Source organism: Streptomyces sp. SAI-170, assembly GCF_049739565.1.
In the GTDB taxonomy this organism is placed as follows: domain Bacteria; phylum Actinomycetota; class Actinomycetes; order Streptomycetales; family Streptomycetaceae; genus Streptomyces.
The window spans coordinates 7,690,887-7,704,414 of the sequence record NZ_JBMGQD010000001.1; the positions used below are offsets into that span (position 1 = coordinate 7,690,887).

Here is a 13,528-nt window from a genome sequence, read left to right on the forward strand (position 1 = left end):
GATGACGACCCCCGGTTTCCGGCCCACGCATGTCGTCCCGGGCGACGGCATGCCCGCCTGGGAGGCCCCCGACCCGGCCCGTCCCACCGTGCCCCTGGACCCGCTGCTCCCCGTCCAGCTCCTGGAGCGGAGCGGCGACTGGGGCCACGTCCTGTGCTCCAACGGCTGGTCCGCCTGGGTCGACGGCCGCCTCCTGGTCGTCGTACCGCAGGACCCGCCGCTGACCGGGCCGCCCGACGCCACCGCCGACCCGCGACCGCTGCTGGCCCGCGCCGAGCAGACGCTCGCCCGCTACCGGGCCGCCGTCGAGGAGCTGGCCGTCGGCACGCTGGACGGCGAGGCCTTCGCGGCCCGCACCCGTGGCCTGCGGGCCGGGATCGTGGTGGACGGGGAGTCGGTGTGGCTGTACGACACCGAGCAGGGGCGGTGGGTGTACGGCGAGGGCGTCCGTCAGGCCACCTACGCCACCGACGAGGGCCCACGGCGGGCCGCCCCGAGCCCCGGTCCCGAGGGGCCCGCGCCCACCGAGGTGGTCGCCGGGGACGACGGCTACACGCCCACGCAGGTCGTCGCCGGGGACGACGGCCACGCGCCCACCCAGGTCGTGACGCCTGATGGCCCGTGACACCGGCCCCTTCTCCGGCCGGCCCTCCGAGCTGATCGGCCGCCGGGTCGCCGGCTACCGCATCGAGGCCGAGATCGGCCGGGGCGGCATGGCCGTCGTCTACCGGGCCCGTGATCTGCGGCTGGAGCGCACGGTCGCGCTGAAGCTGCTGGCGCCGGAGCTGGCCCGCAACGACACCTTCCGCCGGCGCTTCACCCATGAGTCGCGGGTGGCCGCCGCCCTCGACCATCCGCACATCGTGCCCGTCTTCGAGGCGGGGGAGACCGACGGAGTGCTGTACATCGCCATGCGGTACGTCTCCGGCAGCGACCTGCGCCACCTCCTGGACCGCGAGGGGCCGCTGCCGCTGCCCGCCGCGCTGCGGATCGCCGCGCAGGTCGCCTCCGCCCTGGACGCCGCCCATGAGCACGGCCTGGTGCATCGGGACGTCAAGCCGGGCAACATCCTCGTCGCGCGCGGCACCGACAGCGACCATCCCGAGCACGTGTACCTCACCGACTTCGGACTGACGAAGAAGTCGCTGTCGCTGACCGGGTTCACCACCGTCGGGCAGTTCGTCGGCACGCTGGACTACGTGGCGCCCGAGCAGATCTCCGGGCGGCCGGTCGACGGGCGCTGCGACGTGTACGGGCTCGCCTGCGTGGTGTACGAGGTGCTCAGCGGGCGGCCGCCGTTCCGGCGCGACGACGACATGGCTCTGCTGTGGGCCCACCAGTACGACGAGGCTCCGCCGGTCACACAGGCTCGGCCCGGGTTGCCCTCCGGGCTCGACCCTGTGTTCGCCAAGGCGCTCGCGAAGAGGCCTGATGACCGGTACGGGTCCTGCCTCGCGTTCGTGGCGGCCCTGCGGGCTGTCGCTGTCGGCGTGCAGGGGGACCATCCGCCGACTCGGGTGGTGGAGCGCAATGCCGTAAAGGCGCCTCCGCCGTGGGCTTCGCCTGTGTTCGCACCGCGTCCGCCGTGATCCGCCGTATGGCGTCCTCGCGTTCGTCGCGGTCGGTCGCGCCGTTCCCCGCGCCCCCAAGAGGCCTACTGCAGCTCTCCCCGTCTTCTCACTCCACGTGCCGTCAGCGCGCCCAGGAAGCCGGTCACCAGCCCCCACAACAGGGCCAGGCCCAGGGCCTGCCACAGCCGGGGGCGCAGGAAGAGGTCGCCGCCCAGATCGCCGCCCAGGTCTCCGATGCCGAGGACCGAGAGGCCGTAGTGGGCGGAGACGCGGCCGACCAGGCAGATCATGAGGACGGTCAGGGCGAGGGCGACGGCCATGTGCAGGGCGTGCTGCCAGGCGCGGACGCGGGCGGGGGAGCGGGTCGCCATCACGAAGGCGGCCGCCAGGAGGAGGACGGCGTCGACCGCGACCAGCCACCACACCCGCCCGTCGTACTCGGCGAGCGTGGACAGGTTGAGGTCGGCCGTCTCGTCGGAGCGCAGCACCTGGTCCAGGACGTGCGGCATCGGCAGCCCGAACGGCCCCTCCACCCGGCCGTTCCAGGTCGCGCCGAGCCCGATGGTCAGCGTCAGCCACACCAGGTTCGGCAGACCGAGCAGGATCACCGCGAGCGTCTCGGCGGCATGCCCCCGGGTCACGGTGACGACCAGCCCGATGACGACGCCGAGGGCCACGTACGCCAGCAGGAGCAGGACCATCGCGTACGCGGCCGGGCGCACGGACGTCCGGAAGCGCAGCACCCTGCCCGGCAGCGGCGCCCCGCTGGACACCAGCAACGCCAGGACCAGGACCCCGGCCAGCCACAGCAGGCCGAAGAACAGCGTGGGCAGCAGCGCGGTCTCGAAGCCCACCTCGGGCGAGATGCCGAACACATCGCCGAGGTCGGCCAGCGTGCCCTCGCCCAGCGGGATCACGAAGGTCCGGCGCGCGCCGAAGGACAGCGCGAGCAGCACGACCAGCCACAGCACGGCGAACCGGGCGGCCCAGCCGGCCAGCTCCCACCCGCCGGCCACGGCCCGATGCCGCAGCGGCCGAAGAAAGCCGGCGGCGAGCACCAGCGCGCCCACGAGGGTGACGGACAGCGGGATCACGGTCAGCCCGGCGGAGGACTCGGCCAGTACTCCGGCGTTCCCGGACAGTTCGATCGTGCCGCCGACGGCCGTGACGAGGGTCGCCGCGGTCACCCGCGGGAACGCCCCCTCCGGGAGGTCGGCGGCTCCGGCGGCCCACAGGCCCAGGGCCGCGGTGACGCCCATGGCGACCGTCGCGAGCAGCACGGCGACACCGGCCTGTACCCAGCCGTGACGGGCGACTGCCTGGTCGGAGGGGGTCGGGGGGCTCACCCTTGCCACGCTAAGCAGGCCCCGCGGGAAGCGCCTGCCGGGAGGTCCGTCCGCGTCCGCCGAGGGGTTTTGCTCACATCTGCCGTTCGCTTGGCGGGCCGGCCGGACCGGCGCACACAATGAGAGCAATACGCCCGAAGCGGTAGAAGGCGGCGATTCCGTATGCGGTCGTCGCCGGGAAGAAGGGCCCGTGAGCGTCGAACCACCGTCGTCCGGCCGCCCCACAGGACCCCCCTCCGGCCCGCTCTCGGGCCCCGGACAACCGCCTTCGGGTCCGCCCTCGCCCCCTCCCTCGCAGCCGCCCTCGGGCCCGCCGTCCGAGCCGTCCGGCGGTGGCGGGGCGGCGCCGGAACCGCGCCGGCCCTGGTGGCGGTCCGTGCCGCGGATGGCCCTGCTCGCCGCCGTCGTGGTGGCCGCGGTGGTGGTGGCGGTGGTCCTGACCCGCCCCGACGACGGCTCCGGCACCCGCGGCGAGGTCTTCCTCCAGGCCGCCGGCAAGTCCGGCCCCGACCCGTTCACCGACTCCACGGCCACCGACAGCTCCGCGCCCCCGGTCACCCCCTCGCCGGCCACCGAGTCCGTCCCCTCCAACGCCGTGCGTGGCGTCGACGGCGGCGCCCCCGGGCTCTACGGCGGCACCCGCAACGTCTCCACCTGCGACGTGGAGAAACAGATCAGAGCGCTGCAGGCAGCGCCGCCCAAGAACCGGGCCTTCGCGTCCGTCGCCGGCGTCGACGCCTCCGGCGTCCCCGCGTATCTGCGCTCGCTCACACCCGTGCAGCTGCGCATGGACACCCGCGTCACCAACCACGGCTACCGGGACGGCGCCGCCACCGCCTACCAGGCCGTCCTGCAGACCGGCACCGCCGTCCTGGTCGACGGTCGCGGCGTGCCCCGGGTGCGCTGCGCCTGCGGCAACCCGCTCACCCCGCCGGTCCCCCTCCAGGGCACCCCGCGGCGCACCGGCGACTCCTGGGCGTCGTACCGCTCCTCGAACGTGGTGATGGTCAACCCCGCGCCGGTCGTGATCACCGTCTTCGTCATCTACGACCCCGACCACGACGAGTGGATCAACCGCCACAAGGGCGACACCGGCCACCAGGACGAGAAGGCCGACCGGCCGCCCGACGACTCGACCCCCTCGGCGAGCGTCTCCACACCGACCTCGACGCCTCCCTCCTCGCCGTCCACCAGCTCCGAGCCCCCGTCCTCGCAACCCCCTTCCCCCGAGCCCCCGAGCTCCGAGCCGCCCTCCTCCGAGCCCCCGTCCCCCGCGGGGCCCCTGGCCATGCAGACGGGTCGGCGTTAGGTTCACCACCCGCGGGGACTGCCGCGCCGCCGACTGGGTACGAGCATGATGCAGCAGTATCCGGCCAGGCCGGCCTCGGAGAGAGAAACGGATGATCGAGCACCGGGACGACACAGTCATGCCCACCGGCTTCGACGTGCCCGTCGAGCCCTTGCGGCGGGCGGCGCACTACACGGGCGAGCCGGGATGCATCGCCGAGGCACGGGCCTTCACGGCGGCCTTCCTCGAGCGGCTCAGGACCGAGTGGTGCGCCGGTATCGACGAGCGCACCGAGGGCGCCGTGCTCCTCGTGGTGAGCGAGCTGGTCACCAACGCCGACCGGCACAGCAACGGCCCGTACATCCTGGAGCTGGAGGGCACCGACGACGAGGTCTCGGTGTGCGTGTACGACAGCAGCGCCGCACTGCCCCTGCGCTTCCCCCGCGACCCGGAGCGCGTCGGTCGGCACGGCCTGGAGATAGTCCACGCCCTCGCGGCGGAGGTCTCCGCGGAACGCGTCCCCGTCGGCAAGCGGGTCCGCGCGGTGCTGGACCTCGTCACGGCGTGAGCCCCCGCGGAGTTCGGTGCGCGAGGCGGTGGTGCCGGTGCGGGATCAGAATGTGGCCCTCCGGTTCCACCCAGGGCGGAATGCCGTCCTCTTCCCTGCACGGTCAGGCCTCCTAGGCTGGGAAGGTGACCGATCAAGCGCCGAACGAAGCCCGCGTGATCCCCCTGCGACCGGGGAGCACCCGCCCGACGTCCGCCCGCCCCGCCACCCCGGCCGCCCCGCCCCGCACGGGGCCGAGGCCCGCCGAACCACTGTGGCGGGACCTGGTCGGCGATGTCCTGCGCCGCGAGCGCCTGGCACAGGAGCGCACGCTCAAGGACGTCGCCGACGCCGCCCGGATCTCCATGCCGTATCTGTCGGAGGTGGAGCGCGGCCGCAAGGAGGCCTCCTCGGAGGTCCTCGCGGCCGCCGCCCGCGCCCTCGGCCTTGGCCTGGGCGACCTGCTGGCCCAGGCCCAGGGCGAGCTGGTGCGGCTGACGAGCCGTCACCCCGGAGCCCACGGCCGGACCTCCACCTCGTCCTCGTACAACGGACTGTGCCTGGCCGCCTGACGCCGCTCAGACGCGGACGAGGCGCCGGCTGAGCACCTCGTCCGCGAGGCCGTACGCCACCGCCTCCTGGGCGGTGAAGACCTTGTCACGGTCCATGTCCGCGCGCAGGGTCGCGATGTCGTGGTGCGTGTGCCGCGCGAGCACCTCCTCCACCTGCCCGCGGATACGCACCATCTCCTTGGCCTGCAGGGCCAGATCGGACACCGTGCCCTGCCGGCCGCCCGCCGCGGGCTGGCCGAGCAGCACCCGCGCGTGCTCCAGCACGAACCGCCGCCCCGGATCCCCGCCGGCCAGCAGCACGGCCGCCGTGGAGGCCGCCTGGCCGACGCAGAAAGTGGAGATCGGTGCCTGCACGAACGTCATCGTGTCGTAGATCGCCATCAGCGAAGTGAACGAGCCGCCGGGCGAGTTGATGTAGATCGCGATCTCGTTCTCCGGCGCCGACGACTCCAGATGGAGGAGTTGCGCGATGACGACATTGGCGACCCCGTCGTCGATGTCGGTGCCGAGAAAGATGATCCGCTCGTTCAGCAGCCGGCTGAACACGTCGAAGGACCGCTCGCCCTGCGGGGTGCGCTCGATGACGTTCGGAATCGTGTAGCTCCCCATGGTCACAGCCCCATCCGTCGCTTCGTCGCGGCCGGGCGCACATCGGCGAACGACTCCACCACCCGGTCCACCATGCCGTACTCCCGAGCCTCCTCGGCCGTGAACCAGCGGTCCCGGTCACCGTCCCGGGAGATCGTCTCCGGGCTCTGCCCGGTGTGCTCGGCGGTGATCCGCTCGATGGTCCGCTTGGTGAACTCCAGGTTGTCCGCCTGGATCTCGATGTCCGCGGTGGTGCCGCCGATGCCCGCCGACGGCTGGTGCATCATGATCCGCGCGTTGGGCAGCGCGTACCGCTTCCCGGCCGTGCCCACGCTCAGCAGGAACTGGCCCATGCTGGCCGCGAACCCCATCGCGAGCGTGGCGACGTCGTTGGGGATCAGCCGCATCGTGTCGTAGATGGCGAGGCCCGCGTGCACCGAGCCGCCGGGGCTGTTGATGAACAGGCAGATGTCGGTGCGCGGGTCCTCCGCCGAGAGGATCAGCAGCTGCGCGCAGACCCGGTTGGCGGACACCTCGTCGACCTGTGTGCCCAGCAGCACGATCCGCTGCCCGAGCAGCTGGGCCGCGAGCTGGTCGTCGAACCGGGTGGGCGGGGTGTCGCCCTCCTCGGCCCGGGGAGCGAGCGGGGTGAGAGAGGTCATGGGATCTCCTCGTCGGTTCAGCGGATGCCGTCGACCTCACTGTTGCCCGGCCACCCCGCCCACCGGCGGTTTCTCTGCCCGCGGCAGATCTGCCACGGGCAGAGCGATGACTTCCACGGCCCGCGCCGGTCTCTATTGCCGACCGGTTCGAAACCTCCAGGAGGACGACATGACCGCCGAGGGATTCATCACCTGCCTCTGGTTCGACGACCAGGCGGAGGACGCCGCCCACTACTACGCCTCGATCTTCAAGAACTCCAGCATCCAGAACATCACCCGCTACCCCGAGGGCGGCCCGCAGCCGGCCGGGTCCGTCCTGACGGTCGAGTTCACGGCCAACGGCCACAAGTTCTGCGCGCTGAACGGCGGCCCCCAGTTCACCTTCAACGAGGCGGTCTCCCTGCAGATCTTCTGCGAGAACCAGGAGGAGGTCGACCACTACTGGACCAAGCTCACCGAGAACGGCGGCGAGGAAGGCCCGTGCGGCTGGCTCAAGGACAAGTACGGGCTGTCCTGGCAGGTCGTCCCGGAGCGGTTCCCCCAGCTGATCGCGGACCCCGACCCGGAGAAGGCCGCCCGCGCCATGCAGGCCATGATGGAGATGCGCAAGCTCGACATCGCCGCCCTGGAGAAGGCCTACGCCGGGGAGTGAGCGCGCTCTCAGCCGCCGGTGCGCTCCGCGACCGCCCGCGTGATCTCCCGGGCGATACGCAGGATGCCGGGGGAGCGCACCGGACACGGCCTCGGCGTGGACGTCGTCGGGGCCAGACAGAAGTGCAGGTAGTCGTCGTCGCGGTGCAGGGCCGTGACGCCACGGCCCGGCTCCGTGCAGTAGCCGGCGTGCGCCCGCTCGTACGCCGTGCACGGCAGGTGCTGGGCCCAGGTGTAGCGCCCGGAGGCGGGGCTGACCGCCCGGCCCGCGTCGGCGACGGCGTCGTGCGAGGCCGCCGCCCGCTCCTCGTAGAGACGGTTCACCCGGCGCACCCGGTCCGGGGTGATCGGGTCCGGGCCCTGGAGCACCCACAGGATCCGCGGCCGCCCGGCACCGCCCGCCGCGCCGATCTGCTCCGTGAGCCGCCGGGCGTCGGCGGCGTACCGCTCCAGATACCGCCCGGGTGAGCGGTCGTACGTGATGCCGTCCATGCACGGCGTGTAGCCCCAGGAGTTCCCCCAGAACTGCAGCACCACCACGTCCGGCCGCAGCAGGCGCACCAGCGCGGCCGCCTTGTCCGCGTCCGGCACCAGCGAGCGCGCGCCGGTGCCCTCCAGGTAGTCGCACAGCGTGGTGCCCGAGTACGGCGCCGCCGTGTAGCCGGCCCGCAGCTCGCGGCGCAGCTCACGCCCGACGACCTGCTGGTTCTCCATCGCCAGGGAGTCCCCGAGATACAGCACCACGGGCGGCTCCTCGGGCGGTGCCTGTACGGAGGGGGCAGCCTGCTGCCGGGTCGTGGCGGGCAGGTCCGCCGCGACGCCCTCCCCGGACGTCGGGTCCCCGCACCCGGCGAGCAGCAGCGCTCCGGCCAGCAGTGCTCCCGTCAACCACAGCCTGCGCATACGGCAACTCCCGCCCGGCCACCGAAAGGGTTCCCCAGGCAAGCACACCCGCGCCGCGCACGGAAGCCACACCTCGGCCATGGCGGCGTACAGCACAACGCGGGGCGTACGGCGACGAGTTGGTCACCGTACGCCCCGCCGCTCGGCGAGCCGAGCCTCAGACGCGGTCGGCCACGATCAGCAGGTACTGGAAGCTGCCGTTGCGGTAGGCGTCGAGGAAGGTCTCCTCGATCCCGGTGACGAGGTGGTCGGCCTGCCGGCGCATCTCCCAGTAGGGGATGGTCGCCTCCGTCAGGTCGGTCACCTGCACCGGCACCAGCCGGTTGCGGGACATCGCCCGGAAGTACTCCGAGCGGGGGTGGATGTCGCAGATGTAGTGGGCGTTGATCAGCGACACCTCGCGCGAGGCCCGCCCGTACGTGTCGTTGTAGCAGCCGGTGATCACCACATAGCGCCCGCCCCGGCGCAGCAGCCGGGAGTGCTCGGCGAACAGCAGGTCCAGCTCGACGTACATCGTGGACTCGTTGTTCCAGGACGCCGCGTACGCGCCGGACTCGAAGCCGGTGTCGAGCATGTTGCGGTGGTGGTAGCGCACCTTGTCGTCGATCCCGCGCTGACGGGCCTGCTCATTGGCGAACTCGCACTGCTTGGCGGAGATGGTGACGCCGTCGGCGTGGCAGCCGTAGCGCAGATGCGCCGTGACACTGCCGCCACCGCGCCCGCAGCCCGCGTCGAAGACCCTGTCCTCGGGCGTGAGCGGGCCGAGATGGCCGGCGAGCAGCTCCGCCTGGGCGTGCTCCAGCCGGTGCAGCTCGGCCGTGACGCGCTTCTGCCGCAGCTCCGGGTCCTCCTCCTCGAACACGGTCCAGTCGGGCTCGCCGATGCCGTAGTGGTGGTGGTAGAGGTCGTCGACCTTGCCGAGTTCGAGGTTGACCGGGTTCTCCTCGGCGTTCCAGTAGTCCGCGACGCGGTTCTGGTAGAGGGACTGGATCGGCAGCGTGCCGGTGCCGAGGTCGCGGGCGATGGTCAAGAGGTACTCCTAGAGTCGTACGTGTGACGGTGGGTCGAAGTAGCCGTCACGTCGGTCACCAGTAATCGGGCAGGTGGTATCGGTGGTGGTTGGTGGCGTGCCACTCGTGGTTGCCGGCCACCCAGTCCGCTAGGCCCTGGGCGTAGCGGGCGACGAGGGGCGAGCCGGCGGACAGCAGCGCCGACTCCGTCTCGAAGGCGTCCATGATCCGGTTGTGGATCTCGACGCTGCGCAGATAGGCGGCCTTCAGGCCGCACTTGTCGTTGGCGGCGACCACCACGGGCAGGTTGAGATGCGTCGGGTCGCCCAGCTCCTTGGTGAAGGAGTACAGGTCGTTGACGATCGTGGTGGCGTTGCAGGCCAGCGCGGTGATCCGCTGGATCTCGGGGCGGGCGTAGAGGGCCTCGGGCAGTTCGTAGCCGTCGACCGCGTCGACGATCGACAGACACGGCCGGAAGTTGTTGAACTGCCGCATCACCAGGTACTCCCACACCCGCGGCTTGAAGCCTGTCTCCGCCCAGGCCGCCTCCGCGAGGTAGCCCATGTGCAGCCGGGCCATGTCGTGCACGAACCGATCGGTCTGGCTGGGTGTGGCGACGGCGGCGAAGTCCGCGAGAGCGTGGTGGTACGACCTGAGCGGCCCGTCGGCCTCCATGCCGTGCCGCCACTCCTCCTCCAGCTCCGGCGTCCCGTGGTACGGGTCGAGCGCGGACTGCGCCATGATCAGACGGCCGCCGAGGCCCTTGTGCGAGGCGCCCCGGCCCTCGTCCACCTCGCAGTAGCAGCTGTCGACGAGGTTCTCGGCCAGCAGCAGCTTCCCGGCGGCCGTGAGCCGTTCCAGATCGGCCGCGCAGGGGTGCTGGAGCACCACGGCCCGCCCGAACTGGAAGCCGGAGAAGTCCCCCGACCACTTCTCGGGAAACAGGTCCAGCCGACGCGCCCAGTCCTCCAGCCTCCGGTCCACCTCCGCCGCCTTCGCGGGGTCGGCCGGCGCGACGGTCCGGTACTTGAGCCCGGGCACGGCGCCCCCGCGCCGCCCCGCCACGCTGCGGGCGAGGCTGGGCGGGCCCGGCAGCGAGGACCCGACCTGGGCGCTCGCCGACTCGGGCGGACGAGGTGGATCGGCCAGGCCGGGTAGATCCGCGAGATCGGGTACCGAGGGCACGTCCGAGACGGGCAGACCGGGCAGATGCGCCCGGAGCAGCGCGACGAGACTGTGCGGACCGGGCATCCGGAAGGGGGCGGGAGGCGGGGCGGCGGGCGCGGGCGCGGTCGCGTCCGCGGGAGGTGGGGTGGGTTGTGCCGGCGAGTCCGTCGGTGACGGTGCGGCTTGTACGGACACGTCCGCAGACGGTGCGACGGCTTGTACGGGCACGTCGGCAGGCAGTGGGGCGGTCGGTGCGGGCGCATCCGCGGGTGGTGTGACGGCTTGTACGGGCACGTCGGCAGGCAGTGGGGCGGTTGGTGCGGGCACGTCCGCGGGCCGTGCGACGGCTTGTGCGGACACGTCCGCAGGCAGCGGGGCGGCCGGTGCCTGCGCGTCCGTCGGCGACGGTGCGGCCGGTACCGGCACCTCCGCAGGCGGCGGCGTCGTGGCCTGTGCGGGCACCTCGGGCGAGCGGCCGGTTCCGAGTGTCTCGGCGAGTGTCGGTGGGCCGGGCAGCAGGCGGGGGGCGGGGGGTTCGGGTGCGGTGGCCGGCGGCTCCGGCGGGATCACCGGCGGCTGGGGTGTCGTGGTCATCGGTACGGTCTCCGCGCTGTCAGTCGGCCGTGCGGCCGATCTGGACGTTCTCCAGGATTCCGGCGGCGTCGGGGACGAGGATGGCCATCGAGTAGTAGGCGGTCACGAGGTACTTGATGATCGCGGCGGAGTCGATGCCCATGAACCGCACGTTCAGGCCCGGCTGGTACTCCTCCGGGATGCCCGTCTGGTACAGCCCCACCACACCCTGGTCGGCTTCACCCGTGCGCAGCGCGATGATGCTGGTGGTGTGCTGCGGGGAGATCGGGATCTTGGCGCACGGAAACATCGGCACCCCGCGCCAGGCCGGCACCTCGTGGCCGTTCACACTGGCCGAACCGGGCACCAGGCCGCGCCGGTTGCACTGCCGGAAGAACGCCGCGATGGCCTTCGGATGGGCGAGGAACAACTTGGTCTTGCGCCGCATCGACAGCAGCTCGTCCATGTCGTCCGGGGTGGGCGGCCCGGTGAAGGTGCTGATGCGCTGTCCGTAGTCGACATTGTGGAGCAGCCCGAACTCGCGGTTGTTGACCAGCTCCCACTCCTGACGCTCACGGATCTCCTCGATCGTCAGCCGGAGTTGCTGCTCGGTCTGGTTCATCGGGTCGTTGAAGAGGTCGGCGACCCGGGTGTGCACACGCAGTACGGTCTGGGTGACGGACAACTCGTATTCGCGCGGGGAGAGTTCGTAGTCGACGAACCCGCCGTTCAGGGTCGGTTCGCCCGTGTGCCCGGCCTGCACGGGCATGTCGGCCTCGCCCTTGCGGTTCATCGGCAGCCGCTGCCGCTCGTTGTACTCCGCCAGATGCGCGGCCAGCGAGGGGGACCGGTCGGCGAGCTCCCGCAGTGTGTCCCACGGCAGCGCCAGCACCACACCGGCCGTGTCGGCGCGCACCGAGGTCAGCCACAGCGGGTCGGGCCGGCCGAGGGCCTCGTCGCCCAGCTGACCGCCGTCGGTGACGGTGCCGACGACCTCCTCGTCGCCGTACTTGCCGTTCGCGTAGCGGGTGAAGCGGCCGTGCACCACCAGGTAGCCCTCGGTGACGGGCTGCCCGGCCTCGCACAGCACCTGCCCGGCGCGCACCTCGCGCACCCGGAAGCGGCCGGCGATCTCCTGAAGGACGTCCAGGTCCGAGTAGCCACGCAGCGCGGGGAGTTCGGTGAGGGTCTGGGGGATCACACGGACGTCGTCCCCGCCGTTGTGCTCGAACTGCACCCGGCCACGCCCGGAGCGCAGGTTCAGGCGCCGGTTCACACGGTACGCGCCGCCTCTGACGTCGACCCACGGCAGCGTCCTCAGCAGCCATCGCGAGCTGATGGCCTGCATCTGGGGGACGGTCTTGTGGGTGTGCGTGAGCTGCCGGGCCGCGTGGACGCCGAGGCTGGTGAGCTGGCCGTCGGCGAGTGGTCCGGGGCCTGGGCCCTCGGTGGCGACGTCGGTGAGGCTGTCCGGTGTGGACACATTCCCTCCCGGGAGATGGACGGGCATGGGAGACCAAGGTCATGTTCGGCAACAAGAGAAACAGGAGTGACGAAAGTCGGATACGGCGTAAAAGGGGCGGGTGCGCGCGCAACCGGTGGCAAACATTCCGGAGGTTGGTCACACCCGGCGTGCGACCGTTCCGCGCGCCGGTGGGGCGCTCCCGCGCGCCCTGGGGCACGCCGGCCCGGCGTGATCGCGCACCGACCTCGTCTCACTAAGATCCGCGCCCCGCCCCTGCGCGTCCCTCCCGGTCCGGCGCTCTCGGCGCGCGGGCTCGCCCCGCCATGGCTAGCGTGAGGAAGCGGACCCGTCCCCGATCCGAGAGGGCCGATCATGGCCGCACTACCTGAGGGCACCCCCTGTTGGGCGGACGCGATGTTCACCGACCTGGAGGGGGCCAAGAGCTTCTACGGCGACGTCCTCGGCTGGACCTTCGGTGAGGCCTCGTCCGAGTACGGCAACTACACCCAGGCCTACGCGGGCGGCAAGGCCGTGGCCGCCGTCGTGCCGCCGATGCCCGGCCAGGAGGGCACCTCGCAGTGGTGCCTGTACTTCGCCTCACCGGACGCGGCCGCGACCGCGCGGAAGGTCCGTGACAACGGCGGCGAGGTGCTGATGGAGCCGATGCAGGTCGGCGACTTCGGCACGATGGTGCTGGGCCGCGACCCGAGCGGGGTCGTCTTCGGCGTCTGGCAGGCCGGCGTCCACGTCGGCTTCGAGGCGCCGCCCGAGCAGCCCGGCGCGTTCTGCTGGGCGGAGGTCTTCACCCGCGAGCCCGAGAAGTCCGACGCCTTCTTCCCCGCCGTCTTCGGCTACAGCGCCAAGCAGATGCAGGACGACGCGATCGACTTCCGCATGTTCGACCTGGGCGGCACCACCGTCCTCGGCCGGATGAAGATGACCGAGGAGTTCCCGCCCGAGGTGCCGGCGTACATCAACGTGTACTTCACCGTCCCCGACTGCGACGCGGCCGTCGAGAAGGCCACCGAGCGGGGCGGCACGCTGCGCTTCGGCCCGCTGGACACGCCCTTCGGGCGGTTCGCGGCACTCAGTGACCCGCAGGGCGCGAACTTCTCGGTGATCGACGTCACGACGAGGGCGGGCGAGATGCCGCAGACCACCGACGTCACCTGAGAGGCAGGAAAA

The 13,528-nt window shown here is 72.1% G+C and carries 14 protein-coding genes; 7 read left to right on the forward strand and 7 right to left on the reverse strand.

Annotation, left to right across the window (positions count from 1 at the left end):
• Position 1 precedes the first annotated feature (1 nt).
• Positions 2-625 carry a hypothetical protein gene (locus RKD23_RS34535; protein ID WP_424857280.1) on the forward strand — a complete coding sequence of 208 codons (624 nt, stop codon included), beginning with the start codon at positions 2-4 and terminating at the stop codon, positions 623-625.
• A complete protein-coding gene (locus RKD23_RS34540) occupies positions 615-1,589 on the forward strand; it encodes a serine/threonine-protein kinase (protein WP_424857281.1) in 975 nt (324 codons plus the stop codon). The genes RKD23_RS34535 and RKD23_RS34540 overlap by 11 nt, the downstream gene beginning before the upstream one ends.
• Before the next feature lie 65 nt (positions 1,590-1,654).
• On the opposite strand, the gene RKD23_RS34545 is transcribed toward RKD23_RS34540, so the two are convergent.
• On the reverse strand, positions 1,655-2,917 hold the full coding sequence (locus RKD23_RS34545) for a streptophobe family protein (protein WP_424857282.1): 1,263 nt from the start codon (positions 2,915-2,917) through the stop codon (positions 1,655-1,657).
• A gap of 190 nt (positions 2,918-3,107) precedes the next feature.
• Here RKD23_RS34545 and RKD23_RS34550 point away from each other — a divergent pair, with 190 nt between their 5' ends.
• From RKD23_RS34550 to RKD23_RS34560, 3 genes are all read left to right on the forward strand, one after another.
• Positions 3,108-4,226 (forward strand): DUF6777 domain-containing protein, encoded by a 1,119-nt coding sequence (locus RKD23_RS34550; protein WP_424857283.1) that lies wholly within the window; start codon positions 3,108-3,110, stop codon positions 4,224-4,226.
• Between the two features lie 91 nt (positions 4,227-4,317).
• The gene (locus tag RKD23_RS34555; protein ID WP_424857284.1) at positions 4,318-4,773 is read left to right on the forward strand and encodes an ATP-binding protein; all 456 of its coding nucleotides are present in this window, start codon (positions 4,318-4,320) and stop codon (positions 4,771-4,773) included.
• Between the two features lie 125 nt (positions 4,774-4,898).
• The gene (locus RKD23_RS34560; protein ID WP_424857285.1) at positions 4,899-5,324 is read left to right on the forward strand and encodes a helix-turn-helix domain-containing protein; all 426 of its coding nucleotides are present in this window, start codon (positions 4,899-4,901) and stop codon (positions 5,322-5,324) included.
• A 6-nt stretch (positions 5,325-5,330) separates the two neighbouring features.
• On the opposite strand, the gene RKD23_RS34565 is transcribed toward RKD23_RS34560, so the two are convergent.
• Positions 5,331-5,933 (reverse strand): ClpP family protease, encoded by a 603-nt coding sequence (locus tag RKD23_RS34565; protein WP_404038544.1) that lies wholly within the window; start codon positions 5,931-5,933, stop codon positions 5,331-5,333.
• A 2-nt stretch (positions 5,934-5,935) separates the two neighbouring features.
• Positions 5,936-6,574 (reverse strand): ATP-dependent Clp protease proteolytic subunit, encoded by a 639-nt coding sequence (locus RKD23_RS34570; RefSeq protein WP_424857286.1) that lies wholly within the window; start codon positions 6,572-6,574, stop codon positions 5,936-5,938.
• 169 nt (positions 6,575-6,743) lie between these two features.
• Between RKD23_RS34570 and RKD23_RS34575 the strand changes: the two genes are divergently transcribed.
• Positions 6,744-7,226, forward strand: coding sequence for a VOC family protein (locus RKD23_RS34575; protein WP_424857287.1), 483 nt, complete (start codon positions 6,744-6,746; stop codon positions 7,224-7,226).
• 8 nt (positions 7,227-7,234) lie between these two features.
• On the opposite strand, the gene RKD23_RS34580 is transcribed toward RKD23_RS34575, so the two are convergent.
• The 4 genes from RKD23_RS34580 to RKD23_RS34595 form a co-directional block, all read right to left on the reverse strand.
• Positions 7,235-8,128, reverse strand: coding sequence for an SGNH/GDSL hydrolase family protein (locus RKD23_RS34580; protein WP_424857288.1), 894 nt, complete (start codon positions 8,126-8,128; stop codon positions 7,235-7,237).
• Positions 8,129-8,285: 157 nt separating this feature from the next.
• A complete protein-coding gene (locus RKD23_RS34585; protein ID WP_404038534.1) occupies positions 8,286-9,158 on the reverse strand; it encodes a geranyl diphosphate 2-C-methyltransferase in 873 nt (290 codons plus the stop codon).
• 55 nt (positions 9,159-9,213) lie between these two features.
• The gene (locus RKD23_RS34590) at positions 9,214-10,500 is read right to left on the reverse strand and encodes a family 2 encapsulin nanocompartment cargo protein terpene cyclase (protein ID WP_424857289.1); all 1,287 of its coding nucleotides are present in this window, start codon (positions 10,498-10,500) and stop codon (positions 9,214-9,216) included.
• A gap of 418 nt (positions 10,501-10,918) precedes the next feature.
• On the reverse strand, positions 10,919-12,361 hold the full coding sequence (locus RKD23_RS34595; RefSeq protein ID WP_424857290.1) for a family 2B encapsulin nanocompartment shell protein: 1,443 nt from the start codon (positions 12,359-12,361) through the stop codon (positions 10,919-10,921).
• A 354-nt stretch (positions 12,362-12,715) separates the two neighbouring features.
• Here RKD23_RS34595 and RKD23_RS34600 point away from each other — a divergent pair, with 354 nt between their 5' ends.
• Positions 12,716-13,516 carry a VOC family protein gene (locus RKD23_RS34600; protein WP_424857291.1) on the forward strand — a complete coding sequence of 267 codons (801 nt, stop codon included), beginning with the start codon at positions 12,716-12,718 and terminating at the stop codon, positions 13,514-13,516.
• Positions 13,517-13,528: the final 12 nt, after the last annotated feature.

Coding starts and splice junctions, on each gene's coding strand:
- RKD23_RS34535 (WP_424857280.1), top strand. CDS start 2: ATGACGACCCCCGGTTTCCGGCCCACGCATGTCGTCCCGGGCGACGGC.
- RKD23_RS34575 (WP_424857287.1), top strand. CDS start 6,744: ATGACCGCCGAGGGATTCATCACCTGCCTCTGGTTCGACGACCAGGCG.
- RKD23_RS34570 (WP_424857286.1), bottom strand. CDS start 6,574: ATGACCTCTCTCACCCCGCTCGCTCCCCGGGCCGAGGAGGGCGACACC.
- RKD23_RS34555 (WP_424857284.1), top strand. CDS start 4,318: ATGATCGAGCACCGGGACGACACAGTCATGCCCACCGGCTTCGACGTG.
- RKD23_RS34565 (WP_404038544.1), bottom strand. CDS start 5,933: ATGGGGAGCTACACGATTCCGAACGTCATCGAGCGCACCCCGCAGGGC.
- RKD23_RS34540 (WP_424857281.1), top strand. CDS start 615: ATGGCCCGTGACACCGGCCCCTTCTCCGGCCGGCCCTCCGAGCTGATC.
- RKD23_RS34600 (WP_424857291.1), top strand. CDS start 12,716: ATGGCCGCACTACCTGAGGGCACCCCCTGTTGGGCGGACGCGATGTTC.
- RKD23_RS34580 (WP_424857288.1), bottom strand. CDS start 8,128: ATGCGCAGGCTGTGGTTGACGGGAGCACTGCTGGCCGGAGCGCTGCTG.